The sequence below is a fragment of the Pseudomonas sp. Z3-6 genome, assembly GCF_051131985.1.
Classification (GTDB): domain Bacteria; phylum Pseudomonadota; class Gammaproteobacteria; order Pseudomonadales; family Pseudomonadaceae; genus Aquipseudomonas; species Aquipseudomonas zanjanensis.
In genome coordinates this window covers 5,810,879-5,836,507 of sequence record NZ_CP071644.1, presented here as the reverse complement: position 1 = coordinate 5,836,507, position 25,629 = coordinate 5,810,879, and the positions used below count along the sequence as shown (strand labels likewise).

Below are 25,629 nucleotides of genomic sequence, written 5' to 3'. Positions count from 1 at the left end.
GTTGTATGACGACATACAAATAAACAATAACAACAGGGTGCTCCCTCTATGCGAATCACAGGCGTTCACGTCGAAGTCTTCTCCACACCGTCGCGCCGTGCCCAGGACAGTGCCGGTCACGCCCATCCGGGTGATGAGGTCATGATCAAGATGGCCTTGCTGCGAATCGGCTGCGACGATGGCTCCGAGGGTTATGCCTTTGGCCCGCCTGAGTTGATTCGTCCGCACATCATCGAATCCTTCGTGCGCAAAGTGCTGATCGGCCGCGATCCGATGGACCGTGAAAGCATCTGGCAAGACCTGGCGCACTGGCAGCGGGGCAGTGCCGGGCAGTTCACCGACCGGGCGCTGGCGTTGGTGGAACAAGCGTTGTGGGACCTGGCCGGGCGCAAGCTCAAGTTGCCGGTGCATAAATTGATTGGCGGTTATCGCGACAAGGTCCCGGCGTACGGTTCGACGATGTGCGGCGATGACTTGCCAGGTGGTTTGTCGACGCCGGACGAGTACGGCCAGTTCGCCGAGAAGCTGGTCCTGCGCGGCTACAAGGCCATCAAGTTGCACACCTGGATGCCACCGATCTCCTTTGCGCCGAATCCGCAAATGGACATCCAGGCCTGCGCCGCGGTGCGTGAGGCAGTAGGCCCGGACATCGCGTTGATGCTCGACGGTTACCACTGGTACAGCCGCATGGACGCCCTGACCATCGGCAAGGCACTGCAGAAGCTGAATTTCGCCTGGTTCGAAGAACCCATGATGGAAGACTCGGCGGAGTCCTATGCCTGGCTGGCCGCCAACCTGGACATCCCGGTGTTGGGCCCGGAGAGCATCGCCGGCAAGTTCCACAGCCGCGCCAGTTGGGTGACCCAGAAGTCCTGTGACATCCTGCGCGCCGGCGTGGCCGGGGTCGGCGGTATCGGGCCGTGCCTGAAGGTGGCGCACCTGGCCGAGTCGTTCGGCATGGATTGCGAGGTCCATGGCAATGGCGCGGCGAACCTGGCGGTGGTCGGGGCGATCAGCAACTGCCGCTGGTACGAACGCGGCCTGCTGCACCCGTTCCTTGACTATGAAGAGGTCCCGGCGCATCTCAACAGCATCGTCGACCCCATGGACGCCGACGGTTTTGTGCATCTATCCGACCGGCCGGGCTTGGGCGAGGACATCAACTTCGCGTATATCGAGGCCAACACCTTGTCCCGACATTGAGTCTGTTCCACGCCTGAGGCCGATGACGGCCCGGGCGACAAGTCTTTATAAATATAAGAAAGGACTGAACCATGAATCTCTGGCCCAAGCGCCTGACCAGGCTGCTGTGTGTCACCGTGGCCCTGTGCGCAGTGCAGGTGCCCGTCAGCCTGGCCCAAGGCGAAACGCCCCCCGACCAATTGGTGGTGGGCATGAGCATGATCAACCTGTTGTCCCTGGACCCTGCCGCGGCGACGGGCCTGGAGGTCGCGGAGGTCAACGCCAACGTCTATGACATGCTCCTGGAGCAGGACGCGGCGCAGCCGGACACGCTGATTCCGGCCCTGGCGAAAACCTGGGACATCAGCCCCGACCGCACGCGCCTGACCTTCCAATTGCGCGACGACGTTCGGTTTCACTCGGGTGCGCCCCTGACCGCCCAAGACGTCGCCTGGTCGTTGCAGCGCGTCGTCACCCTCAACCGCGCCCTGGCCTCCACCTGGAAGGCCTACGGTTTCACCGCCGACAACGTGGTCAAACTGATGCGCGCCGAAGGGCCGCACACCTTTGTGATGGAGTTGCCACGGGTCACCGACCCGATGCTGGTGCTCAACACCCTGGCGACCTCACCCAGCGCCTTCATCATCGATCGCAGCATCGCTTTGCAGCATCAGGTCGGCGACGACCAGGGCGCGGCGTGGCTGGCGACGCACACGGCTGGGTCCGGCGCGTTCAAGCTCGACATCTGGCGGGCCAACGATGTGATCCTGATGAGCCGAAATGACGACTATTGGCGCGGCGCGCCGAAGTTGCGCCGGGTGATCATGCGCAACATGACCGAGTCCCAGGCCCTGCGCCTGATGGTCGAGCGCGGTGACCTGGACGTCGCCCGCGGCATGGCGGCCACTGACATCAAGGCCTTGGGCAAGGTCGACGAAGTGCGCATCCAGAGCATCGCCCGCGGCACGCTGTACTACGTGGCGATGAGCATGCAGCAACCGCTGTTCCAGGACATCCGCGTGCGCCAGGCCGTCCGCCTGCTGATCGACTACCAAGGCATCAACGACGTGGTCATGCCGCACTACGGCGTGATCAACCAACGGCCCTTGCAGTTGGGACTGCCGGCTCGCCTCGACGACCCGGGTTATCGCCTGGACGTGGCCGAGGCCAAGCGTCTGCTGGCGGCGGCCGGGCATGCCGAAGGCTTCAAGGTGACGATTCGTTCACTGACCGATCCGCCATTCATCAACATCGCCACCAGCCTGCAAGCGACGCTGGCCCAGGCGGGGATCCAGGCGACGATCATCACCGGCACCGGCAACCAGATCTATGGGGCGATGCGCGACCGTCAGTTCGACATCCTCGTCGGTCGTGGTGGTGGTGGGGCGGAGCGGCATCCCCATTCGAGCCTGCGGGCCCTGGTGTACAACCCGGACAACCGCAGCGAAGCCAAGCTGAGCAACTTCCAGGGCTGGCGCACCTCGTTCTTCGACCCGCAGCTCAATCAACTGATCGAGCAGGCCGAGCGCGAGCGTGACCCCGAGCGTCAGCGGGAAATCTATGCACAGATCCAGACCCTCTACGACCAACAGGCCGGGGCGATCATGCCGGTCTCGCAGATGGTGGACGAAGTGGTGATCCACGCGGATGTGCGCAACTACATCGGCCACACCGCCGCGACCACGCGTCTTCGCGACGTCTACAAGCAGCGCTGAAATCGACGGCCACAGGGCCAAGGCAGGAATGAACATGTCGACTGCATCCTTTTCAATCTGGACCACCCGGGCCGCTTCGGCGACCCGGCGCGGCGGCTCGGTGGCGGTGACGCTGCTGGGGTTGCTGCTGCTGACTTTCTTTATTGGGCGGGTGATGCCCCTGGACCCGGTGCTGGCCATCGTCGGCCCGGACGCCGACGCCTCGGCCTACGCCCAGGTGTACAAGGAACTGGGCCTGGACAAGCCATTGTGGACCCAGTTCGCGATTTACCTCGGCGACCTGCTGCACGGTGACTTCGGCATGGCCTTGCTGACCGGCAATCCGGTCATCACTGACATCGCCCGGGTCTTCCCGGCTACGTTGGAACTGGCCACGCTCGCCATCCTGTTCGGCGTGTTGGCGGGTTTGCCGCTGGGTGTCTACGCAGCGACCCATCAGGGCCGTGCCGGCGACCATGTCGCGCGGCTGATCACCCTGTTCGGTTACTCCACGCCGATTTTCTGGATCGGCATGATGGCCTTCCTGGTGTTCTACGCCTGGCTGGGTTGGGCCGGCGGCGTCGGGCGCATCGGCCTGGCCTATGACGGGTTGATTCCGAAACACACCGGGCTGTTGCTGATCGACACCGCCTGGTCCGGCGAGTGGGAAGCCTTTCGCAGTGCGCTGCGGCACATCCTGTTGCCGGCGGTGATTCTCAGCTTCAACTCGGTCGCCTACATCAGCCGCATGACTCGCAGCTTCATGCTCGAGCAACTGTCCCAGGAATACATCATCACTGCTCGGGTCAAGGGCTTGTCCCAGCGCCGCATCGTCTGGGGCCATGCCTTCGGCAACATCCGCGTGCAGCTGTTGACCATCGTCGCCCTGGCCTATGGCGGCCTGCTGGAAGGCGCGGTTTTGATCGAAACCGTGTTCGCCTGGCCCGGTTTCGGCCAGTACCTGACGAGCAGTTTGTTGCTCGGCGACATGAACGCGGTGATGGCCTGCGTGCTGTTGATCGGCCTCATCTTCGTGACGCTGAACCTGATCAGCGATGCGCTGTACAAGATCTTCGACCCGAGGACTCGCTAATGAACCTGCCTCTTGCTTCCAGCGCCACTGGCAGCGCTACGTTGCCGGCTTCCAGCACGGCGGCGATGGTCGCCAGCACCTTGCGCCTGTTGCGGTTTTTGCTGCGCAACCCGATGACCTTCGCCGGCCTGATCGTCGTCGCGACCCTGATGCTGGTCGCCATCTTCGCCCCCTGGATCGCCGGCCACGACCCGCTGTTGCAGAACCTCGCCAGTGCCTTGCAGGCACCCAGCAGCGCGCACTGGTTCGGCACTGATGAATACGGTCGTGATGTGTTCGCGCGGTTGGTGTATGGCTCGCGCATTACCCTGTACATCGTCTTGCTGGTGACGGTGATCGTCGGCCCCATCGGCCTGTTGGTCGGCACGGTTTCCGGTTACTTCGGCGGTTGGGTCGACAGCCTGTTCATGCGCATCACCGACATCTTCATCTCGTTCCCCAGCTTGGTCCTGGCGCTGGCTTTCATCGCGGCCCTCGGCCCGGGCCTGGAGCATGCGGTGATTGCCATCGCACTCACGGCCTGGCCGCCGATTGCCCGGCTCGCCCGCGCCGAAACCCTGCCGCTGCGCAACGCCGACTTCGTCGTCGCGGTGCAGCTCCAGGGCGCGTCGAGCACCCGGATCATCCTGCGCCACATCATCCCGATGTGCCTGTCGTCGGTGATCATCCGCCTGACCATGAACATGGCGAGCATCATCCTCACCGCCGCCGCCCTGGGCTTTCTCGGCCTCGGCGCCCAGGCACCGTTGCCGGAGTGGGGCGCGATGATCTCCACCGGGCGCCGCTACATGCTCGAAAGCTGGTGGCTGGTGGCAGCACCCGGTGCGGCGATCATGCTGGTCAGCCTGGCCTTCAACCTGTTGGGCGACGGCTTGCGCGACGTCCTCGACCCCCGCAGCCAATCCTGAGGAACCGGCCATGACTGAGATAAAACTTGCGGTACAGGATTTGTGCGTTGAGTTTCGCAACGCTGGCAAAACCTCATTGGCGGTGCGTGATGTGTCGTTCAACTTGGGACGGGAAAAGCTAGCCATTGTCGGCGAGTCCGGTTCGGGCAAATCCACCGTTGGCCGCAGCCTTTTACGCCTGCATCCGCCGACGGCGCGGGTCACCGCCAAGACCTTGCGTTTCGCCGATATCGACCTGTTGGCCGCCAGCGAAAAGCAGATCCAGGCGATTCGCGGCGCACGCATGTCGATGATCATGCAAGACCCCAAATACTCGCTGAACCCGGTGGTGCGGGTCGGCGAGCAAATCGCCGAGGCGTACCTGGCCCATCACAAGGTGCCCCATCGCGAAGCCCGCGAGCGGGCGCTGGACATGCTCGCCAAGGTGCACATTCGCGATCCCCGGCGGGTCTATGACCTGTACCCCCACGAGGTTTCGGGCGGCATGGGCCAGCGGATCATGATCGCCATGATGGTGATCACCGATCCCCAGGTGATCATCGCCGACGAACCCACGTCGGCGCTGGATGTGTCGGTGCGCCGACAAGTGCTCAACGTGCTGGAGGAGTTGGTCAGCGAGCGTGACCTGGGGCTGATTTTCATCAGCCACGACCTGAACCTGGTGCGGCATTTCTGTGACCGCGTGCTGGTGATGTACGCCGGGCGCGTGGTCGAGTCGATTGCCGCCGCCGACCTGGACCACGCCACCCATCCCTACACCCAAGGCCTGCTGGCCGCACTGCCAAGCCTGGACCATCGGCGCGCCACGCTGCCGGTGCTGCAGCGCGACCCCCACTGGTTGAATGCTTGAGGAGCCTGTCATGAGCATTATTGAAATAGCCGGCCTGAACCTCAGTTTTGGCACCGGCGCGGCACTGAACGCGGTATTGCACGACGTCGATTTGAGCGTGGCCGAAGGCGAGGCATTCGGTTTGGTGGGGGAGTCCGGTTCGGGCAAGACCACCGTGCTGCGCTGCCTGGCCGGGCAGTACCAGCACTGGACGGGACGGCTGCACGTCGCGGGTCAGGCGGTGACGCGCAAGTTGCCGCTGAACCACTACCGCACCGTGCAGATGGTTTTCCAGGACCCGTATGCCTCGTTGCATCCGCGCTACACCATCGATGCCGCGTTGCAGGAACCGCTGCGCATCCATGGCATCGACGGGCGTGCCCAGAAGGTCAGCGAGATCTTGCGCAAGGTCGGCTTGAACGACAGCTTTCGCTTCCGTTATCCGCACCAGTTGTCCGGTGGCCAGCGCCAACGGGTGGCGATTGCCCGGGCGCTGATCCTGCGTCCCCGGGTGCTGTTGCTGGACGAGCCGACCTCAGCGCTGGACGTCTCGGTGCAGGCGGAAATCCTCAACCTGCTGGCCGGCTTGCGCCGCCAGGAAGGATTGACCTACCTGATGGTCACCCACGACTTGGCGGTGGTGGCGCATCTGTGTGATCGGCTGGCGGTGATGCAGCAGGGCCGGGTGGTGGAGACGCTCGACAGTCATCTGCTGGCGAGCGATGGCGCCACCCATGCGTACACCCGTTTGCTGGTGCAAGCCAGCCGCGACATACAGCGAATACCTATCGCTGTCTGAGGTAACTGTTTCGTAGCACGTGTTTTAACCCGAAGAAGACGTTGAACCGCAGGTTTCAATGCCGCGCACGCGCTCGCCTGTGATTTGGCGTTCAACCCAACTAAATCATTCAACTAACAAGAATAAAAAACATGAAAAAGACACTCGTCGCGCTGTCCCTCGCTTCCTTGTTCACTTCCATTGTTGCCGTGGCCGACACCGGTTATATCAACGTACGCCACCAGTATGCGGAACAAACCCGCATGCACGCCGACCGCGCCAAATTCGGTATGCGGCTGGACAACGGCGTGGGATTGGAAGGTGAACTCAAATACAAGACTGCTGGCGATCGCGAAGACGTCGCCTTCGACAACACCGTTGGCAGTGGCCATGAATTCACCGTCAACTACCAGCACAAGATCGATGATCGCTGGACGCTGACGCCCTCGTTCGCCATGGAAAGCGATGAGGAATCCACCACCTACAAGATGGGCATGCGCCTGGGCTACAAGATCACCAAGGAGCTGAGCATCGCCGGACGCTACCGTTACGATTCCTCCAAGCTCGACCGCGACAAGATCGACCGTGACGTACCGGACAACGGTCAGGACGATCAGAAGATCCATCGCTACGACGTGTACATCAACTACGCCAACCAAGGGCCGTGGGCGTATGAATATCAACTGACGTACTTCGATGCCAACTACATCCGTTATAACGGCGGCACCGACGACTATGAGCAGAATGCCGTGGTCAAGTACAAGTGGGACAAACGCAGGGCGCCGTTTTTTGAAGTGGGTGATATCAAAGTCAACTCCGTCGACAATGATCGCCAACTGCGCCTGCGGGTGGGTATTCAATACAACTTTTTCTGAGTTGTGGAGCGGGCCTACAGACAGCACTGCTGATTCAAGGAATAGATGAACCTGTGGCGAGGGAGCTTGCTCCCGCTGGGCTGCGCAGCAGTCCTTCTTTGTGGGCGCTTCGCGCCCAAGCGGGAGCAAGCTCCCTCGCCACAGGGCCTATGGACGCTTATTCGTTGTAGAACGCCTGGCGCTGCTGGGTTTCGCACAAGCGCATGCGGCTGTTGCTTAGGTGCAGGTACATGGCCGCCCGCGCCGCGTCGACATTGCCGCTGGCGATGGCGTCGAAGATCTGCTGGTGTTCGGCATTGATCCCCTGAAGATAAGCACTGCGGTCACTTTGCCCGGAATAGGCGGAGTTCATGCGGGTACGTGGGATCAGCTTCGTGCCCAGGTGCTTCATGATGTCGATCAGGTAGTAATTGCCGGCGGCCTTGGCGATTTTCAGATGGAACTGGAAATCGGCATTGATGGTGGTGCCGGACTTTTCCGGCCCTTGCAGCAACGCCTCCAGCGCCTGGGCCAGTTCCGCAAGGGCTTCGGGGGTTGCGCGTTGGGCCGCCATGCCCGCGGCCTGGACTTCCAGGCTCAGGCGAAACTCCAACAGGTTGAGCACATCCGACAACGTCGCAATGGTCGCCGGCCCCAAGGTGAAGCCCTCCGGTGCCGGCATGTCGAGGACAAAAGTACCCACGCCATGGCGCGTCTCCACCAACCCCGCCGCCTGCAACCGCGACAGCGCTTCACGCACCACCGAACGACTGACGCCTTCGGCCTCCATGATATGCACTTCGGTGGGGAGCTTTTCGCCGCACTTGAGAATGCCGTCGCGCATGCGCTGGGCAAAGCGGTCGACCAGGGTTTCGGCGAGGCGGCGTGGCTTGTTCAGTGGAGATAACGCTTGATCCGTCATCGGCGTGCTCTAGTGTGATCAGCGGGCATTATAGTGAGTTTTAGCGCAAGGTCGCGGCTATAATGCCGCGATCGTCTGGCTTTAATGGAAAGGTGCAATGGACCGTGTCACACCCGATCGACGCCTGAGCATGACCCAGCAACTGGTGGTCGACCTGACGCAGCAGATACTGGCCGGCGAGTTGCCCGCAGGCAGCAAGTTACCCACCGAACAAGTCATCATCAAGGAACGCGGCGTCAGCCGGACAGTCGTCCGCGAAGCCATGTCGCGACTCCAGGCCGAAGGCTTGGTGGAAACCCGTCACGGCATCGGCACCTTCGTGGTGGACACCGCCCGCCCCGGTGATTTCCAGGGCAGCAAACACGTCAAGGGCGGCGCCTACGATGCGCTCGCCGTCATCGAACTGCGCCTGAGCCTGGAAGTGGAAGCCGCCGGCATCGCCGCCCAACGCGCCACGCCGGAGCAGTTGCAGGCGATGCGCGAAGTGCTCGACGCATCGAATGCGGTTGACCCAACGGATGACGAAAGCGCCCGGCTCGATTTCGAATTTCACCGGCAAATCGCCCAGTGCACCGGCAACAGCTTTTTCATCGACGTCATGGCCCATGTGGGCAATACGCTGATCGCTGTCGTGCAACAGGCTGGACCGGCGGTGACCGGTGAAAATCGGGCGTTGGTGGTGCGTGAGCGCGAGCAGATCTACGCGGCGTTGGCGCGGCATGACGGGGAAGCCGCACGGGCGTCGATGCGGTTGCATTTGATCAACATGCAGCAGCGGGTCCAGGGTGCGGTGGAGTTGACGACGCAATAACCCCACCACAGATCCTGTGGGAGCGAGCTTGCTCGCGAAGACGGCGGCAGATTCAACATCACCGGCCCAGACATACCGCCTTCGCGAGCAAGCTCGCTCCCACAGTTTTTGATTGCGGCTGTTCACAAGTTCGGCGTCCGCCAGAGATCCCCTGTGGGAGCGAGCCTGCTCGCGAAGACGGCGGCAGATCCAACATCACCGGCCCAGACCGACCGCCTTCGCGAGCAAGCCCGCTCCCACAGGGGCAGCATCCGCCCGTTGAAGCTCAGGGCTCCAGCGCTGGTCCCTTCAACTCGATCTGGTTGCCATCGGGATCAAAGCAATAGATCGACCAGCCCTTGCCCTCCGCACCGTAGCGCATCTGCGCTTTCTCAACGGTCAGGCCGGCTGAGTTCAAATGCGCAAGAAGGGCGGGTTCATCAAACGGCTCGATACGCAGGCAGAGGTGATCGACATTGTGCCCCTGCTTACCCGCCGCCGGCCCGCCCTGGCGACCGAGCGGCCCGTCGACAGCCACCAAATCAATCATCGAAACACCGGTGCCCAGATGAAGCATGCCAAGATCGTCCCGACGCTTCTTGAGCTCGCAACCGAGCACCGACGTATAAAAAGCGAGGCTGCGCTCAAGGTCCTTTACGCGCAGGACGATGTGGTCGATACGTTGAATCGTGAAGTTCTTCATACAGGCCTCATATGCTCAGTGATGGACGCCACGGGTTACTTCACCTTAGCCATTCATGCTGGATTGTCATCTCAACAACTGCCTCTATGAAAGCGAGCCTGCTCGCGATAGCGGATTCACATTCAACCCAATTGGCAGTTGATACATCGCCATCGCGAGCAAGCTCACTCCCACAGCTAGATCGTGGATTCAAACCTTCGCAGGGTTCTGCTTGTGCGGATCGATTCCGTACAGCGTGATCGCCTCGATGACCTTATCCCGTGGTATTTCTCCGTCATCGGCCAGCGCCTTCAACGCCGCCAACGCAATGAAGTGGCGATCCACTTCAAAGAACCGGCGCAGCGATTCGCGGGTGTCCGATTGACCGAAACCGTCGGTGCCCAAGGCCACGAAACGTCGTTGGGGCACGAACGGACGGATCTGGTCGGCGAATATTTTCATGTAGTCGGTCGCGACCACCACCGGGCCCTGTGTGTCCTGCAGGCAACTTTCCACGTAACCGATACGCGGCGCATGTTCGGGATGCAGCAGGTTCCAGCGTTCGGCGTCCTGGCCGTCCCGACGCAGTTCGGTCAGGCTGGTGACGCTCCAGACTTCGCTACTGACACCAAAATCTCGTTCCAGCAACTGCGCGGCGGCGACAACTTCCTGCAAGATCGACCCACAGCCCATCAGTTGTACATGTTTGCCTTCGACGGGCTGCGCAGGGGCTGAGAGCCGGTACATGCCTTTAAGAATGCCTTGCTCGACGCCCTCGGGCATCTGCGGGTGGGCGTAGTTTTCGTTGAGCAGGGTGATGTAGTAATAGATGTCCTCGTCTTCGACATACATCCGCCGCATGCCATCCTGGATGATCACCGCCAATTCGTAGGTGTAAGTCGGGTCGTAGGACACGCAGCAAGGAATGGTCGAGGACAGCACATGGCTGTGACCGTCGTCATGTTGCAAGCCTTCACCCATCAGCGTGGTCCGGCCGGAGGTGGCGCCGAGCAGGAAACCCCGGGCGCGGGCATCGCCTGCGGCCCAGGCGAGATCGCCGACGCGCTGGAAGCCGAACATCGAATAGAAGATGTAGAACGGCACCGTCATCACACCATGGGTGCTATAGGAAGTGCTCGCTGCGATCCAGGAAGAAATCCCGCCGGATTCGTTCAACCCTTCCTGCATGATCTGGCCGTCCCGGGCTTCCTTGTAATAGCTCAGCTGGCCGGCGTCCTGAGGCGTGTACAACTGGCCAACGTGGGAGTGGATGCCGATCTGGCGGAACAGGCTTTCCATGCCGAAGGTGCGTGATTCGTCCGGGACGATCGGCACGATCAGCTTGCCGATGTTCGGGTCCTTGAGCAGCGTGCCGAGAATGCGCACGAAGGCCATGGTCGTCGAAATCGCTCGCTCGCCGGTGCCTTTGAGCTGCGTGTCCAAAGCCGACAAGGGTGGAACCTGCAATGGCGCCACGGCGTTGAAACGTGCCGGGATGTAGCCGCCCAGTTGGGTGCGCCTGGCTTGCAGGTAAAGGGCTTCGACGCTGTCTGCTGCCGGCTTGAGATAAGGCATGTCGCCCAACTGGTCGTCGGTGAGTTCCAGTGCGAACCGATCGCGGAACGCCTTGACCGCGTCGTCGCCCATTTTCTTGAGCTGATGATTGATGTTCTGGCCTTCGCCGGCTTCACCCATGCCGAAACCCTTCACGGTCTTCGCCAGGATGACGGTCGGCCCGCCGGTATGGCGCATGGCGGCGGCATAGGCGTTGTAGACCTTTTCCGGGTCGTGGCCGCCGCGGGACAGCTTCCAGATGTCATCGTCGCTCAGGTCGCTGACCAGCTCCAGCAATTCAGGGTACTTGCCAAAGAAGTGTTCGCGCACATAGGCGCCGTTCTGGGATTTGTAGTTCTGGTAGTCGCCGTCCACGCACTCCATCATCCGCTGGCGCAGCAGGCCGCTCTTGTCCTTCTCCAACAGCGTGTCCCAGCCGCTGCCCCAGATCACCTTGATCACATTCCAGCCGGCCGCGCGGTACAGGCTTTCAAACTCCTGGATCACCTTGCTGTTGCCACGCACCGGCCCGTCCAAGCGCTGCAAGTTGCAGTTGACGACAAAGATGATGTTGTCGAGCTTCTCCCGGCCTGCCAGGGAAATCGCCGCCAGCGACTCGGGCTGGTCCATCTCACCGTCACCGAGGAACGCCCAGACTTTACGGCCCTGATGATCCTTCAGCCCGCGATCTTCCAGATAACGCATGAACCTTGCCTGGTACGCGGCGGTGATCGGCCCGAGCCCCATGGAGACTGTCGGGAATTGCCAGAAGTCCGGCATGAGCCTTGGGTGTGGGTAGGATGAAACGCCATCGCGATCAGTCTCGCGGCGGAAGTTGTCCAGCTGTGCTTCGCTCAGACGACCTTCTAGATAAGCGCGTGCATAGATGCCGGGTGAAGAGTGGCCCTGGATGTAAACCATGTCACCTGCGAACTGCCCGGTGCGGCCCCGAAAAAAATGTTCGAAGCCGACGTCATACAAAACCGCTGCCGACGCATAGGACGCGATATGCCCACCCACGTTCGAATGCTTGCCGGCGCGCAGCACCATGGCCAGTGCGTTCCAACGGATATAGGCGTTGATTCTGCGTTCCACGGTCACGTCGCCGGGATAAGGCTGCTGGCGCTCGACCGGGATCGTATTGACGTAGGGCGTCGTTACGCGACCGTAGAAGTCACCGTGGCGGTTGGCGTCGAAATCAAGCATCTGGTCGATCAGGTAATGAGCCCGAGGGCGCCCTTCGACGCTTGCCACCGACTCGATGGATTCGAGCCATTCGCGAGTCTCTTGTGGATCCTCGTCGAGAAACAGGGATTGTTGTGCCATCGTTGTCGTCTCCTGGACAATGCTGCAGCACCGAGTCGTTTGGTGCCTGACTAAGGGGCGTGGGTAGACGCCAACCTTCTGGAATTTGTAGTTGCATTTGCAACTACGAGCGAGAACTTAGCCTGCCGCGCGCTACAATTGCAACTAAATCGACTTCACCAAAAAGGTGCTGCATGTCTTCAAGCGAGCCGGATACCTGGTTCAGATTCGTCAGGGCCCACCGTTGCCTGATCCGCGAAATCGAGCGCCGGCTAGCCGCCGCCGGGCTGCCTGCCTACGCCTGGTACGACGCGTTATGGGGCTTGGAAAGCGGCCCCGACGGCACACGGCGCATGAGCGAACTGGCTGATGTCATGGCCATCGAACGCTACAACCTCACCCGCCTGGTGGACCGCCTGGAGGCTGAAGGTCTGGTCATCCGCAGCCGCGCCAGCGATGACGGTCGAGGTGCGTATGCCGCCATTACCGAGAGCGGGAAAGTGCTGCGCAAGAAAATGTGGAAAATATACGAAGGAGCGGTGGACGAATTATTCCTGTCGCAGTTCGACGACGACCAGCAACGGGTCTTCAGCGAAGCGCTGGAGCGTGCCGCCCATGCGGCGCGCAGCAGTGGGAAAGCGGGGTAGGGGACGGGGCTCACTGCAGCCGGTACCGATTCATCGCCTGCTCGACGCACGTCTGGGCAATGACGCCGTCCTGAGCCAACGCCTGCAGGGCCAGCACCACAATCCAATGTTTGTCCACGGCTGGCGAAGCGGCTCTGGTCGAGTCGGCGCCGAGTGCCACGAACCGTGACGTGATATGCCCGCCGATCTGATCGGCGACGTGCTGGGCGTATCCCGTCACCGCGACGACCGGACTGCCTCCGGTGCCCAGGCAATCAAGCAAATGCGACGACCGCCTCGGCATCTCGGGGTGCAGGCGATTCCAGCGCCGGGCTTTGTCCGCCTCACGCGCCAGGCGGGTATAACTGGGGCAACTCCACAATTCACTGGCGACACCCCAGTGATCGCGCAGCATTTGCGCCGCGCTCACCACAGACTGCAGCGCCAACCCCGCGCCCAGCAAGCGAACCCGGGGCGCTCCGACATCGGTCTCGATTCCGCTGCACTTGTACATGCCTTTGAGCGCCTGACTCGCACTGATGTTGTCTATCGGGGCGAGGTGGTCATTGGGTTCGTCGTGAAGCGCCAGGTAATAAAACCCATCGTTCCCCTCCACATACAGACTCTGCATGGCCGCCAGGGCAATGGCGTGCGCCTCGGCGCCGCTGGCCGGGTCGAACGGTATGCATTGCGGGTTGGCCACCAGCCAGAGCGGAACCCAGGGGTGGGCGCCCTTGGGCCAGCGCGAGGGCAGGGTTTCGATGTCATTGCACAAGATGCCACGGTTTGCGGTCTCGTTGGACAGCGCGCAAAGTTCGGCCGACGTCGCGGAACGGATCAAGTACAACAACGGTTTTTCGCTGGCACGAGCGGCAGCGCTCAAGCGCAAGGGCCAGGCGCTGATGCGTGTGTGACAGTGCTCGGCTTGAGATTGCTTGTCGGCGCGGATCACCCAGCTATGCCTGGCTGTTCCCGGGTCCCTCTCGAGGCGGTTGGCGATATCGAGCATGGTGCGCAGAGGTGAGGAAAAACCACTCGCATGCTGCTCTGGAAGCGTTCGGATTTTATCGATACAGACCTGTGCGGCCAGGCGGGTTTCTGGTGTTTTGTTGAAGCTGGAAAATCCAATCATCCCTTAGTCTCCGTGCGTTCCGTCGTGCTTGCACCATACGGCACGGATCAATATGGTTGCAAATGCAATCTCTTTCTTGGGGCGCAGCTGTATACCCCACACCGGGGGACTGCATGTGTGGGAGCGAGCCTGCTCGCGATAGCGGATGCACATTCAACCAATTGCCGGCTGATACACCGCCATCGCGAGCAAGCTCGCTCCCACAAAAAAACGCCAGGTTTCTGGTCCGAGTTGGACCTCTTCGGCTTTGCTACCGCGCTCCGTTTACTCTCATTTCGATTGGGTACGTCCCTCCCAATGTTTTCCTTGCCTGGGTGAAAAAAATCTTCCTGGTTTCGCGTGAGGAAAAGCCATTGCCACTGGTGTTCAGACGTGACGGTGCAAAGCCACTTCGGCGATCTCTTGCGGCTTCAACGCGTTCCGTCAGAGTCACTATCATTGGATGACCGATTATCAGGCGGACACCCGAACCATGAAAAAACAAGAACAAGAAAGCCTCATCCAAACCCTGAAAACTCGCTTCGAAAATAACCTGAACCGCCACCCAGACATCCCCTGGGCCGACGTCCAGGCCCGGCTCGAAGCCAACCCCAACGCCCTGAAGTCCCTCCAAGCCATGGAAGCCACCGGCGGTGAGCCAGACGTGATCGGCCTCGATCCGAAGACCGGCACTGTCACCTTCTGCGATTGCGCCAAGGAAAGCCCAACCGGTCGCCGAAGCCTCTGCTACGACCGCGCGGCCCTGGATGCGCGCAAGGAGAACAAGCCCAAAGGCAGCGCCATCGAAATGGCCGAAGAGATGGGCATCGCCCTGATGACGGAAGACCAGTATCGGGCCCTGCAAACCCTCGGTGAGTTCGATGCCAAGACCTCCAGTTGGCTGGCAACCCCTCTAGCACTTCGCGCCCTCGATGGGGCGATTTTTGGCGACTACCGCTATGGCCGGGTGTTCATCTACCACAACGGTGTGCAGTCTTATTACGCGGCGCGTGGGTTTCGTGGCGTGCTGAGCGTTTGAGCCCCTCAAGAACACCGCTGCCCCTGTGGCGAGGGAGCTTGCTCCCGCTGGGCTGCGCAGCAGCCCCCCCGGCGGGGCGTCAGGAGGAAACGGTTGGCAGGGTTTGCGACTGCTGCGCAGCCGAGCGGGAGCAAGCTCCCTCGCCACAAAAGCGCCATGCTTTGGAAGTGGCTCCATGTAACGGAATCGCCTTACTGGAAATCCAAAACCTCACTCCCCTTGGCCTCAACCATCTCGCCAAACGCCGGCAACCGCGCCACAAACGCCGTCTCGAACGCCAGGTACCGATCCTGCCCCGGCACATAACGGACCTGCGGCTTGACCCGCGTAATATCCTTGGTCGAGAGCTTCACCACCTCGTTACTTTCCTGATTCCAGAACCACGCCAGTGTGTGGGTGCCGAAGGTATTGGCGCGGTAAGTCCACACCCACCAATCGCCGTGCCCACGCGAAACATGCAGTTGCCCATGAAACGTGCGCAACGTAATGACTTGCTTGGGCTGGGTGACAAGCAGGCGCGTGTCCTGGCGCAGTTCACTGCCGAAACCGTCCAGCATCGCCTTGGTCTTGGCCCCGGTCATGAAGTTGAAGCGCCACGCCAGCAGCACGGTGTCCTGATAACCCGCATGCTCAGCGTTCTGCCGCGCGCCTTCGCTAAACAGTAGAACTTCATCCCCGTCGAGATAAGCGGTTGATGCCCGCAACTTGTAGGCTTCAGCGGGCATCCGTTTGGCGACGACGGCCTGGTGCGGCGGGTCTTGATGCCAGACCCAGCACTTCGGGCCGTTGTGCTGCATGAACAGCAAGCGGCGAGGGCCGATGGGCAGGATCGTCAGTTCATCGGCGTATTCGAAAATCACCTCGCTGCGGTCCGCCGTGATCCGCCAGATCCGCGTCAGATGCTCGGGTTCGTAGAGGCGCTGGCGTTCGAATATCTCCGAGTCCGCCACCACGCAGGGCTGTTCAAATTCCGGCCATTGCACCCCGGCAGGGCCGAACGCCGCGATCTCATTGCCTTGCCGAATTTCGTATTGGTAGCGGTCGTCCCTGCCGTAATCGCCGCGCACAACCCGACGTTTCCACAGGCTGCGCTGGGCATCGGCGTCGATGAGCTGCAAGTCCGCGCCGTCTACGCCATCGGTGCGGTGTTCGAGCATGTCCTGCTCGGTAGGCGGCCACTGGTTGTAATCGATCAGGAAGCACAACCACTGGTCTTCGTCCTGCTCGGTGATGGCGGCCCAACCGTTGCGGTAGTTGTCTTCGTGCACATAAGTGTCGCCGGGGTAGTCATGGACTTCCTGCAGCCACTTCACCTTGCCGCGCTTGGGTTTGGCCGGTTTGCGCACTTTCACCGCAGGCGGCTCGATCAACGTCGCCGTGAACCTCGGCTCCCCCTGCGAGCTTTGCCAATGCCTGGCAAACGCCTCGCGCTGATCGGAGGGGAAAACCACCGGTCGATAATCATCGCCACCGGCGTCCAGGTTCCACAAGTCAAACCCCTGGGCCGCCAACACCGGCGCCAGCGCCTCGAAGCAGACCTCGGGCATCTCGTTGGACAGCTCATCCAACAACGCCTCGAACCCCGGCCCGGCAAACACACCGATGTCGGGATAGTAATGCTGCAACAGCCCGAGCACGTCGCTGCCCGGTGTTTTCCAATCGATATGAACCAATGGATCGAATGGCGATTGCATTACGGTGGTCATCCTTGTGATTGCTCTGCGCCGATCTTAGGCAAATCAATAACCCGTGGCGAGGGAGCTTGCTCCCGCTGGGCTGCGCAGCGGCCCCAAACCATTCAACTCGGTACTACAGGCAAAAACAGTCGGCAGGTTTTACGACTGCTGCGCAGCCGAGCGGGAGCAAGCTCCCTCGCCACGGGTTACAGCAAGCCCACTTCAAAACTCCGGAAACTCAGACAAATAACACACCGACGAACTCCCCTCCGCCCGCTTCTCCAGCTCATCTTCCAACCACTGCGCCAACACCACCGCATTGTTCTCAACTGGCGACTTGGCCGCATACACCAACGTCAGCGTCCCGCCCCGCGCCACATCCACCAGCTTCCACCAATGCTCCGGCCGCGCCGCCAGCTCACGCCGATAGGCCACGCTGAACTCGGCAAATGAAAGCGCCCCCGCCTTGAATGCCTTGCGCAACTCATGAGAAGGCCCAACCTCCGGCAACCACTCAGCAATCGCCAACGCGTCCTTGGAACAATTACGCGGCCACAAGCGGTCCACCAAAACCCTTACGCCATCCTCGGCGCTGGCGGTTTCATAGGCGCGTTTGCATTGGATCATCAGGATTCGCCTGTCGAAGTGGGACTGCCCCAGCATAGGTCGCCCACGACGAGGCGGCCAGGGCCCATCCGCCGCTCTTCACCCACCCATCTTAAAAAAAGATTCATCGGATCCCTTCAATCAAAAGCCCTGGGCGCTCAAGCAAAAGCGCGCCCTGCAAGCCGTCGACATGATGGCGCAGAGCACTGTGGGATTTTCGAGCCGCAATCCGTCCGGATGCGCTTTTCCATTTGATTTGTCGACAGCGAACCGCCTGGCGCGACCCGCCGTATTAAGGATGAGTGAACAAAAATGAATAGAGTGTACCGAGTCGTCTGGAATGCCGTGATGGGCGCGTGGCAGGTGGCATCCGAGTTGGTCAAGAGCCATGGCAAAGACAAAAGCCGCACATCCCTCAGCCTCGTCATCGGCGTGGGCAGCGGCGTCTTCGCCTCGGTCGCTGCGGCGGGAGGATTGCCTTCCGGCGGCAACATCGTGGCGGGTAGCGGCAGCGTTCAGCACAACGGCAACAACATGGCCATTCACCAGGGCAGCGACAAGCTCGCCATTGACTGGCAGAGCTTCTCCATTGGCAAAGGCAACACCGTTCAATTCTTCCAGCCTGGCGCCAATTCCGTCGCTTTGAACCGCGTACTGGGCTCGGATGTGTCGGTGATCCAGGGCGCACTGAAAGCCAACGGCCAAGTCTTCCTGGTCAACCCCAACGGCGTACTGTTTACCCCCGGCGCGCAGGTTGATGTCGGCGGCCTGGTGGCCTCCACGCTCAACTTATCCACAGAAGATTTCCTCGCCGGCAACTACCGTTTCAGCGGCGACAGCGCCGCATCGGTGGTCAACCAGGGCAACATCAACGCGGCACAAGGCGGCACCATTGCCCTGATCGCGGCAAAAATCGTCAACGACGGTAACATCACCGCCCACAAGGGCAATGTACTGCTGGGTGCCGGCCGTGTCGTGACCCTCGACTTGGGCGGGCCAGTGCAACTGGAAGTGCAAGAGGGCGCGTTGCAGGCGTTGATCGAAAACGGCGGGGCCATTCGTGCCGATGCCGGCAGAATCCTGCTGACCGCCCGTGCGGCGGAAACCCTGGCGAGCACCGTCATCAACAACACCGGTCTGATCGAAGCCCGCTCCCTGGATATCGGTGAAAACGGCGTGGTCACGCTGATGGGCGACCACGGTGATGTGCAAGTCGCCGGACGCATCGATGTGTCTTCCGACACCGCCAAGGGCGGCAAGATCGTCGTGACCGGCGACCGCGTGGCGATCAAGGGCGGCGCCGAACTCGACGCTACGGGCGCCAAAGGTGGCGGCGAGATTTATGTGGGCGGTAGCTGGCAAGGCAAGGATCCTGCGATCAAACAGGCCAGCCAGACCACCGTCGCCGCCGGTGCCGTGCTCGACGCATCGGCGACCGACAACGGCAAGGGCGGTACCGTGGTGGCCTGGTCCGACGTCAAGAAACCGGGCAGCGTGACCCGCGTGGACGGCACGCTGAAAGCCACCGGCGGCGCCAAGGGCGGCGACGGCGGCAAGATCGAGACCAGCGGCGCCAAGCTGGCGGTGAGCAAGGCCGCCGATGCGTCAGCCAAAAACGGCAAGGGCGGCTTGTGGTTGCTCGACCCGGACAGCGTCACGGTGGGGCCGGGTAACGGCGGGTTGACCGGCGGCGTCAATGGGACAGACGCCACGGTTGGCTTCAACGCGATCGATACGGCCCTGGCCGGCGGCACCGATGTGGCGATCAAGGCCGACAACAGCATCCACTGGAACGGTGACTACACCCCGACGAGCATCAGCGGCGACCGGACGCTGACCTTGCAATCCGGACACAACGACGGCGGAACAGGCCGCTACGTCTTCGGCAATATTTTCCTCAACGGCGACATCGACGCCAGTGGCGCCGGCAATGGCAACAGCCTGGCCTTGATCCTCAACGGCAAGATTGCCCTCAACACCGACGTCAGCTTGAAGAGCAACGGCGGCAACGTCGTGTTTGCCGGCGTGGTGGATTCCGATGCAGTGGCCAACAACCGCGAGCTGCGCGTGGACGCAGGTTCGGGCTCGATCATCTTCAGCGACATGGTCGGCGGTAACAGCGCGCTGGGCGCGCTTTACGCGACCACCAGCGGCGCCGGCAAGACCTTTATCAACGGCGCCAAAGTCTTCACCACCGGCGAGCAGGTCTACACCGGCGCCGTCGAGCTGGGCACCTCGCAGTTCCTGAACGCCGACTTCGAAAACGGCCTGGTCGGGTGGCAGACCTCCATCGCCCAGTTCTTCACTGGCGTCACCGTGGTGGACGGCGTGGTCTCGCCGGATGACCCGACGTTGCCGACCACGTCGCCTACGGGCGGCGGTACCCCGATAGTCTCGCCTGGCGACCAGGGCGACATGGACTACAAACCCCTCACCCCGGTCGCCGCGGCTGGCCAGGGCAAGGACGGCGGCGCTGCGCTGCTGCTGGGTACCGAGAACAACTCCAACTGCCAGAACGCCCCCGCCGGCTGCATCATGCGTGGTCCTTCGGTCGTCAGCGAGGGCACGGTTTCCCTGGCGGCAGGGGAAGCGGTCAGTTTCGATTACAAACCGGTTGCCGGCGGCGACACCTACGATGTCTTCGGCTATCTGCTGAACGTCAACACCGGCGAGTACCAGATCATCCTGAACGAAACGGGGAACGGTATCGGCACGGTGGATTGGAAAAGCCATACGGCCACGGCTGACAAGGCCGGCACCTACAAATTCGTGTTCGTCTCGGGCAGTTTCGACGAGACCGCAGGCAAGCGGGTCGGCGGTTCGCTGTACGTCGATAACATCAAGACCAATACCTCGGGCAGCAAAGGCCTGCAAGGCAGTTCCATCACCTTCAACGGCAGCCTCAACAGCACCGACAACAACCTGGCCATCAAGGCCGACGATATCAATTTCAACGGCGGCGCCGGCAGCGTCACCGGCAATGGCTCGATTGCCCTTGAGACCAACACCCCGAGCAAAGACATTGCCGTGGGCGGCAGCACCGGCGATGCGCCCGGTGCGTTGGAACTGACCGGCAGCGACATCGGCGCGTTGGGCGATGGCTTCACCTCGGTCAAGATCGGTGGCGCGGACATGACCGGTGACATCAGCATCATCGAAGCGACCCGCATCAACGACAACCTCATCCTCGATGCCGGTACCGGCAATATCCACATCAATGACCAGTTGACCGTGGCGGACGCACAGGGCACCGGCAACGACGACAACAAACCGGCTCCGGTCCTGGCGTTGCAAAGCAATGGCGGCAAGATCGACCAGACCGCCGGCGGCGCCCTCGTCGCCGATGGCCTGGTGCTGCTGGGTGACGGTGCCGTTCATGACCTGGACAACGCCGCCAACGACGTCAATACGATCGCCAGCGACACCGGCACGGTGAGCTTTGCCGATGTTGATGACCTGACCGCCGGCGTCGTGACCATTCCCGACAGCCAGACCCCGGCCAACCCGCAAGGCGTGCCGGTTGCCGGCATGACCCAGACCGGCGACCTGAACCTTGTCGCTGACACGCTCACGGTCGGCCAGGCATTGGCCACCCAGGGCAATACGAGCCTGACCGCCGACGAAATCGATCTTGCCGCAAGCGTTGCCGGTGGCGGCAGTCTCACCCTGCAGCAGAAGACCCCAGGCCTGGATATCCACCTGGGCGGCAGCGATGATCCGGAAGTGACCGGGCCTAACGATCCGTTGGTGCTGTCGGACGCTGACCTGGCGAATATCCAGGATGGCTTCGACAAGGTCGTCATTGGTAACGACAAGACCCGCAACATCACCGTTGATGACGAAGGCGCGACGCTCAAGGACGATCTGGCTTTGGTTGCCAGTGGCGTCCTGGACCTGCTGGGCGACCTGACCCTCGAGGATCCTGAAGGCACCGACGAAGACGGCACCACCGGCAAGGGATTGTCCCTTAGCGTCGACGCGGGCCAAGGGGCGACCCAGGCTACGGGCGCAACCATTACCGCAGACGAATTGGCCCTGCGCGGCGAAGGTGATTTCAACCTGGGCAAGGGACATGACGTGGGCGTGATCGCTGCCGATGTCGGCAGCCTGGTATTCGCCGGCAACGGCAACCTGACGGTGGGCGTCGTGGACGGCACCGTGGGGATTACCTCCGATGAGGCGGTCACCCTGAAAACCGATCACGACCTGACGTTGGCGAAAGGCATCACCATCGAAAATGGTCCACGGGATGACGCCAATCAGGGCCAGACCCGTGCCGACGACATCATCACCCTGGAAGTGGCGGGCAACACCACCCAGGCCGGCGATGCCGGGGCCAAGCTCGATGCCAGCGGCCTGGTGCTGCTGGGCGGCAATTATGCGCTGGGCAACACCGGCAACGTGATCGGCGATATCGCCAGCGAGGCGGGCAAGGTCCAGTTCAACAACAGCGGGAACCTCAAGGTGGGTTCGCTCACCGCGACCCATGCCGACGGCACGCAGACGACCATTACCGGCGTGAACAACAGCGGCGACGTCAGTATCGGCACCGACGGCAACCTGGCGATCAACGAAGGGCTGGCGACCAGCGGCAACGTGTTCCTCAATGTCGATGGCAAGACCTCTCAGGACAGCAACGGCAACATCACCGCTGACGGCTTGGCCCTCAACGGCGGCGACTTCGAGTTGCGCAACAACGGCAACATCGTGGGTGACATCGCCAGCGAGGCGGGCAAGGTTGCGTTCAACAACACCGGCGACCTGAAAGTCGGCACGCTGACCGAAACCGATGGCAACGGCAACGTGATCAAGACCACCACCGGCGTGAACAACACCGGCGACGTCAGCATCGGCACCGACGGCAACCTGGCGATCAACGAAGGGCTGGCCACCAGCGGCAACGTGTTCCTTAATGTTGATGGCAAGACCACCCAAGATGCCAACGGCAACATCACCGCTGACGGCCTGGCCCTCAACGGCGGCGACTTCGAGTTGCGCAACAACGGCAACATCGTGGGCGATATCGCCAGCAAGGCAGGCAAGGTCGCGTTCAACAACACCGGCGACCTCAAGGTTGGCACGCTGACCGAAACCGATGGCAATGGCAACGTGGTCAAGACCACCACCGGCGTGAACAACAGCGGCGACGTGAGCATCGGCACCAACGGCAACCTGGCGATCAACGAAGGGCTGGCAACCAGCGGCAACGTGTTCCTCAATGTCGATGGCAAGACCACCCAAAACGCCAAGGGCAACATCACCGCCGATGGCCTGGCCCTCAACGGTGGCGACTTTGAGTTGCGCAACAACGGCAACGTCGTGGGTGACATCGCCAGCGAGGCGGGCAAGGTCGCGTTCAACAACACCGGCGACCTCAAGGTTGGCACGCTGACCGAAACCGATGGCAACGGCAACGTGGTCAAGACCACTACCGGCGTGAATAACACCGGTGACGTCAGCATCGGCACCGACGGCAACCTGGCGATCAATGAAGGGCTGGCAACCAGCGGCAACGTGTTCCTCAATGTCGATGGCAAGACCACCCAAAACGCCAAGGGCAACATCACCGCCGATGGCCTGGCGCTTAACGGCGGCGACTTCGAGTTGCGCAACAACGGCAACATCGTGGGCGATATCGCCAGCAAGGCAGGCAAGGTCGCGTTCAACAATACCGGCAACTTGAAAGTCGGCACGCTGACCGAAACCGACGGCAACGGCAACGTGGTCAAGACCACCACCGGGGTGAAAAACACCGGCGACGTCAGCATCGGCACCGACGGCAACCTGGCGATCAACGAAGGGCTGGCAACCAGCGGCAACGTGTTCCTCAATGTCGATGGCAAGACCACCCAAAACGCCAACGGCAACATCACCGCTGATGGCCTGGCCCTCAGCGGCGGCGACTTTGAGTTGCGCAACAACGGCAACATCGTGGGTGACATCGCCAGCAAGGCGGGCAAAGTCGCGTTCAACAATACCGGCAGCTTGAAAGTCGGCACGCTGACTGAAACCGACGGCAACGGTAACGTGGTCAAGACCACCACCGGGGTGAAAAACACCGGCGACGTCAGCATCGGCACCAACGGCAACCTGGCGATCAACGAAGGGTTGGCGACCAGCGGCAATGTGTTCCTCAATGTCGATGGCAAAACCACCCAGAACGCCAAGGGCAATATCACCGCCGATGGCCTGGCCCTGAACGGCGGCGATTTCGAGTTGCGCAACAACGGCAACATCGTGGGCGATATCGCCAGCAAGGCAGGCAAGGTCGCCTTCAACAACACCGGCAACCTGAAGGTCGGCACGCTGACTGAAACCGATGGCAACGGCAACGTGGTCAAGACCACTACCGGGGTGAACAACACTGGCGACGTCAGCATCGGCACCGACGGCAACCTGGCGATCAACGAAGGGTTGGCGACCAGCGGCAATGTGTTCCTCAATGTCGATGGCAAAACCACCCAGAACGCCAAGGGCAATATCACCGCCGATGGCCTGGCCCTGAACGGCGGCGATTTCGAGTTGCGCAACAACGGCAACATCGTGGGCGATATCGCCAGCAAGGCAGGCAAGGTCGCCTTCAACAACACCGGCAACCTGAAGGTCGGCACGCTGACTGAAACCGATGGCAACGGCAACGTGGTCAAGACCACTACCGGGGTGAACAACACTGGCGACGTCAGCATCGGCACCGACGGCAACCTGGCGATCAACGAAGGGCTGGCGACCCGCGGCAACGTGTTCCTTAACGTGGATGGCAAGACCACCCAAAACGCCAAGGGCAACATCATCGCCGATGGCCTGGCGCTCAAGGGCGGTGATTTCGACCTGCGCAACGCCAGCAACTGGGTCGGCGATCTCGCCAGCCGCGCGAAGGACGTCAGCTTCGTCAACCGCAGCGACGTCACCGTCGGCAGGCTGACCGAGACGGCACTGGACGGCACCCAGCTGGATCAGATCGTCGGCATCGGCAACACCGGCAAAGTCCAGGTGGTGACCACCACCGGCAACATCACCCTGACCGAGAACGTCAGCACCACCAGCAACGCTTCCGACGCGATCGTGCTCAACGCCGGTCAATCCGCTTCGGCGGGCGTGGCCGCGGGTGGCGACGTGAAGGCCGACGCGGGTGTGACAGTCTCTACCGGCGCTGGCGGCCGGGCGGTGATCTACACCGGCAGCCTCGCTGGCAGCACCCGCCTGGTGGATGTGGTCGGCAGTGGCAGCGGCAATTTCCGCTACAACAGCGACGAGCAGCAGAGCAACTTCGGCCGGGCGCTGGGCACCACGGGCGTTCATGCCGTGTACCGCGAGCAACCGACCCTGCTGGTGTCCACCAACGGCACGACCACCCAGACCAAGCCGTTCGATGGCCAGACCACGTTCAATGGCGGCGGTATCGCCGGTTATGACGCCAGCGGCCTGTGGAACGGCGACACCAAGCCGATGCTCGGCAACCCGTTGTATTCGGTAGGCACTCAAGGCCCAGGCTCGCACCTGATCAACATAGGTGGGCTGGCCGACCTGGGTTACCTGATCGTGAGCAACCCGGCCAACGCCAATCTGACCGTGACACCGTCCGTTGACTACGACGCCGTCCGGCAGAGCGTCGCCGATGCAACACGCGTCGGCGCGCAGGTGGCTTCGCCCCATGCTCCAGAGCTCAATCCGGCCCAGCCGAAACCGGCTGACTGGTCCGGCGCCGGGGTCGAGGACGGTGGTCTGTTGCTGGTGGACCAGGGCGGCACGCGTGGCAACGGCGCTGGCAATGGCGACGGCGATTCGGCGGCCCAGGCCGAGAGCGCCGACAGCGAGCGGGAACTGGCCGGGAACGTCTGCGCCGATGGCGGTGTATCCGAGGGCGGCGCTTGCGCGGCCTACCCGCCGCAGACCGTGTTCGTCGTGCGCGGCGGTGTGCGCTTGCCAGGTCCAGGTCTGGCCATGCGTCCCTGATCCCCTGACATCCATTTTTTCCATTTG

Annotated in this window: 17 protein-coding genes; 11 read left to right on the top strand and 6 right to left on the bottom strand. The window is 61.9% G+C overall.

The genetic code is table 11. From position 1 onward, the window contains the following. Positions 1-48 precede the first annotated feature (48 nt). The 7 genes from J3P88_RS25400 (at position 49) to J3P88_RS25370 (ending at position 7,359) form a co-directional block, all read left to right on the top strand. Positions 49-1,203: a mandelate racemase family protein gene (locus J3P88_RS25400; RefSeq protein ID WP_434572280.1), complete on the top strand. Its 1,155-nt coding sequence runs from the start codon at positions 49-51 to the stop codon at positions 1,201-1,203. A 71-nt stretch (positions 1,204-1,274) separates the two neighbouring features. After that, complete coding sequence (locus J3P88_RS25395; protein ID WP_434572278.1) at positions 1,275-2,897, top strand: ABC transporter substrate-binding protein; 1,623 nt, start codon at positions 1,275-1,277, stop codon at positions 2,895-2,897. A gap of 34 nt (positions 2,898-2,931) precedes the next feature. Continuing rightward, complete coding sequence (locus tag J3P88_RS25390) at positions 2,932-3,969, top strand: ABC transporter permease (protein ID WP_018614070.1); 1,038 nt, start codon at positions 2,932-2,934, stop codon at positions 3,967-3,969. After that, entirely contained in the window at positions 3,969-4,877 is a 909-nt protein-coding gene (locus J3P88_RS25385) for an ABC transporter permease (protein ID WP_434572276.1), read from the top strand. The genes J3P88_RS25390 and J3P88_RS25385 overlap by 1 nt, the downstream gene beginning before the upstream one ends. Positions 4,878-4,887: 10 nt before the next feature. Next, entirely contained in the window at positions 4,888-5,727 is an 840-nt protein-coding gene (locus tag J3P88_RS25380; protein WP_434572274.1) for an ABC transporter ATP-binding protein, read from the top strand. A gap of 10 nt (positions 5,728-5,737) precedes the next feature. Then, entirely contained in the window at positions 5,738-6,505 is a 768-nt protein-coding gene (locus tag J3P88_RS25375; RefSeq protein ID WP_434572272.1) for an ABC transporter ATP-binding protein, read from the top strand. A gap of 131 nt (positions 6,506-6,636) precedes the next feature. After that, the gene (locus J3P88_RS25370) at positions 6,637-7,359 is read left to right on the top strand and encodes an oligogalacturonate-specific porin KdgM family protein (protein WP_434572270.1); all 723 of its coding nucleotides are present in this window, start codon (positions 6,637-6,639) and stop codon (positions 7,357-7,359) included. 157 nt (positions 7,360-7,516) lie between these two features. Here the strand turns inward: J3P88_RS25370 and J3P88_RS25365 are convergent, their stop codons facing one another. Next, positions 7,517-8,260 (bottom strand): FadR/GntR family transcriptional regulator, encoded by a 744-nt coding sequence (locus tag J3P88_RS25365; protein ID WP_186708942.1) that lies wholly within the window; start codon positions 8,258-8,260, stop codon positions 7,517-7,519. 97 nt (positions 8,261-8,357) lie between these two features. On the opposite strand from J3P88_RS25365, the gene J3P88_RS25360 reads away from it, so the two are divergent. After that, on the top strand, positions 8,358-9,071 hold the full coding sequence (locus J3P88_RS25360; RefSeq protein ID WP_434572268.1) for a FadR/GntR family transcriptional regulator: 714 nt from the start codon (positions 8,358-8,360) through the stop codon (positions 9,069-9,071). 265 nt (positions 9,072-9,336) lie between these two features. On the opposite strand, the gene J3P88_RS25355 is transcribed toward J3P88_RS25360, so the two are convergent. Together J3P88_RS25355 and aceE are read right to left on the bottom strand one after the other, a co-directional pair. Then, entirely contained in the window at positions 9,337-9,753 is a 417-nt protein-coding gene (locus J3P88_RS25355) for a VOC family protein (protein WP_411386516.1), read from the bottom strand. A 189-nt stretch (positions 9,754-9,942) separates the two neighbouring features. Then, the gene (aceE, locus tag J3P88_RS25350) at positions 9,943-12,612 is read right to left on the bottom strand and encodes a pyruvate dehydrogenase (acetyl-transferring), homodimeric type (protein WP_434572266.1); all 2,670 of its coding nucleotides are present in this window, start codon (positions 12,610-12,612) and stop codon (positions 9,943-9,945) included. A gap of 173 nt (positions 12,613-12,785) precedes the next feature. Between aceE and J3P88_RS25345 the strand changes: the two genes are divergently transcribed. Next, positions 12,786-13,238 (top strand): MarR family winged helix-turn-helix transcriptional regulator, encoded by a 453-nt coding sequence (locus J3P88_RS25345; protein WP_434572264.1) that lies wholly within the window; start codon positions 12,786-12,788, stop codon positions 13,236-13,238. 10 nt (positions 13,239-13,248) lie between these two features. Here J3P88_RS25345 and J3P88_RS25340 read toward each other — a convergent pair whose 3' ends face one another. Beyond that, entirely contained in the window at positions 13,249-14,349 is a 1,101-nt protein-coding gene (locus J3P88_RS25340; protein WP_434572262.1) for a transketolase-like TK C-terminal-containing protein, read from the bottom strand. Between the two features lie 472 nt (positions 14,350-14,821). On the opposite strand from J3P88_RS25340, the gene J3P88_RS25335 reads away from it, so the two are divergent. Further along, positions 14,822-15,367 (top strand): DUF4256 domain-containing protein, encoded by a 546-nt coding sequence (locus tag J3P88_RS25335; protein ID WP_434572260.1) that lies wholly within the window; start codon positions 14,822-14,824, stop codon positions 15,365-15,367. A 191-nt stretch (positions 15,368-15,558) separates the two neighbouring features. Here J3P88_RS25335 and J3P88_RS25330 read toward each other — a convergent pair whose 3' ends face one another. Together J3P88_RS25330 and J3P88_RS25325 are read right to left on the bottom strand one after the other, a co-directional pair. Next, the gene (locus J3P88_RS25330; RefSeq protein WP_434572258.1) at positions 15,559-17,061 is read right to left on the bottom strand and encodes a hypothetical protein; all 1,503 of its coding nucleotides are present in this window, start codon (positions 17,059-17,061) and stop codon (positions 15,559-15,561) included. A 204-nt stretch (positions 17,062-17,265) separates the two neighbouring features. After that, positions 17,266-17,670: a DUF488 domain-containing protein gene (locus J3P88_RS25325; protein ID WP_434572256.1), complete on the bottom strand. Its 405-nt coding sequence runs from the start codon at positions 17,668-17,670 to the stop codon at positions 17,266-17,268. A gap of 291 nt (positions 17,671-17,961) precedes the next feature. Here J3P88_RS25325 and J3P88_RS25320 point away from each other — a divergent pair, with 291 nt between their 5' ends. Continuing rightward, entirely contained in the window at positions 17,962-25,602 is a 7,641-nt protein-coding gene (locus tag J3P88_RS25320; protein WP_434572254.1) for a filamentous hemagglutinin N-terminal domain-containing protein, read from the top strand. Positions 25,603-25,629: the final 27 nt, after the last annotated feature.

Excerpts from the sequence above, each read along its gene's own strand:
- J3P88_RS25380 (WP_434572274.1), top strand. The coding sequence starts at position 4,888 with ATGACTGAGATAAAACTTGCGGTACAGGATTTGTGCGTTGAGTTTCGC.
- J3P88_RS25325 (WP_434572256.1), bottom strand. The coding sequence starts at position 17,670 with ATGATCCAATGCAAACGCGCCTATGAAACCGCCAGCGCCGAGGATGGC.
- J3P88_RS25340 (WP_434572262.1), bottom strand. The coding sequence starts at position 14,349 with ATGATTGGATTTTCCAGCTTCAACAAAACACCAGAAACCCGCCTGGCC.
- J3P88_RS25345 (WP_434572264.1), top strand. The coding sequence starts at position 12,786 with ATGTCTTCAAGCGAGCCGGATACCTGGTTCAGATTCGTCAGGGCCCAC.
- J3P88_RS25335 (WP_434572260.1), top strand. The coding sequence starts at position 14,822 with ATGAAAAAACAAGAACAAGAAAGCCTCATCCAAACCCTGAAAACTCGC.
- J3P88_RS25390 (WP_018614070.1), top strand. The coding sequence starts at position 2,932 with ATGTCGACTGCATCCTTTTCAATCTGGACCACCCGGGCCGCTTCGGCG.
- J3P88_RS25330 (WP_434572258.1), bottom strand. The coding sequence starts at position 17,061 with ATGCAATCGCCATTCGATCCATTGGTTCATATCGATTGGAAAACACCG.
- J3P88_RS25355 (WP_411386516.1), bottom strand. The coding sequence starts at position 9,753 with ATGAAGAACTTCACGATTCAACGTATCGACCACATCGTCCTGCGCGTA.
- J3P88_RS25385 (WP_434572276.1), top strand. The coding sequence starts at position 3,969 with ATGAACCTGCCTCTTGCTTCCAGCGCCACTGGCAGCGCTACGTTGCCG.
- J3P88_RS25370 (WP_434572270.1), top strand. The coding sequence starts at position 6,637 with ATGAAAAAGACACTCGTCGCGCTGTCCCTCGCTTCCTTGTTCACTTCC.
- J3P88_RS25365 (WP_186708942.1), bottom strand. The coding sequence starts at position 8,260 with ATGACGGATCAAGCGTTATCTCCACTGAACAAGCCACGCCGCCTCGCC.
- J3P88_RS25395 (WP_434572278.1), top strand. The coding sequence starts at position 1,275 with ATGAATCTCTGGCCCAAGCGCCTGACCAGGCTGCTGTGTGTCACCGTG.
- J3P88_RS25375 (WP_434572272.1), top strand. The coding sequence starts at position 5,738 with ATGAGCATTATTGAAATAGCCGGCCTGAACCTCAGTTTTGGCACCGGC.
- J3P88_RS25320 (WP_434572254.1), top strand. The coding sequence starts at position 17,962 with ATGAATAGAGTGTACCGAGTCGTCTGGAATGCCGTGATGGGCGCGTGG.
- J3P88_RS25400 (WP_434572280.1), top strand. The coding sequence starts at position 49 with ATGCGAATCACAGGCGTTCACGTCGAAGTCTTCTCCACACCGTCGCGC.
- J3P88_RS25360 (WP_434572268.1), top strand. The coding sequence starts at position 8,358 with ATGGACCGTGTCACACCCGATCGACGCCTGAGCATGACCCAGCAACTG.
- aceE (WP_434572266.1), bottom strand. The coding sequence starts at position 12,612 with ATGGCACAACAATCCCTGTTTCTCGACGAGGATCCACAAGAGACTCGC.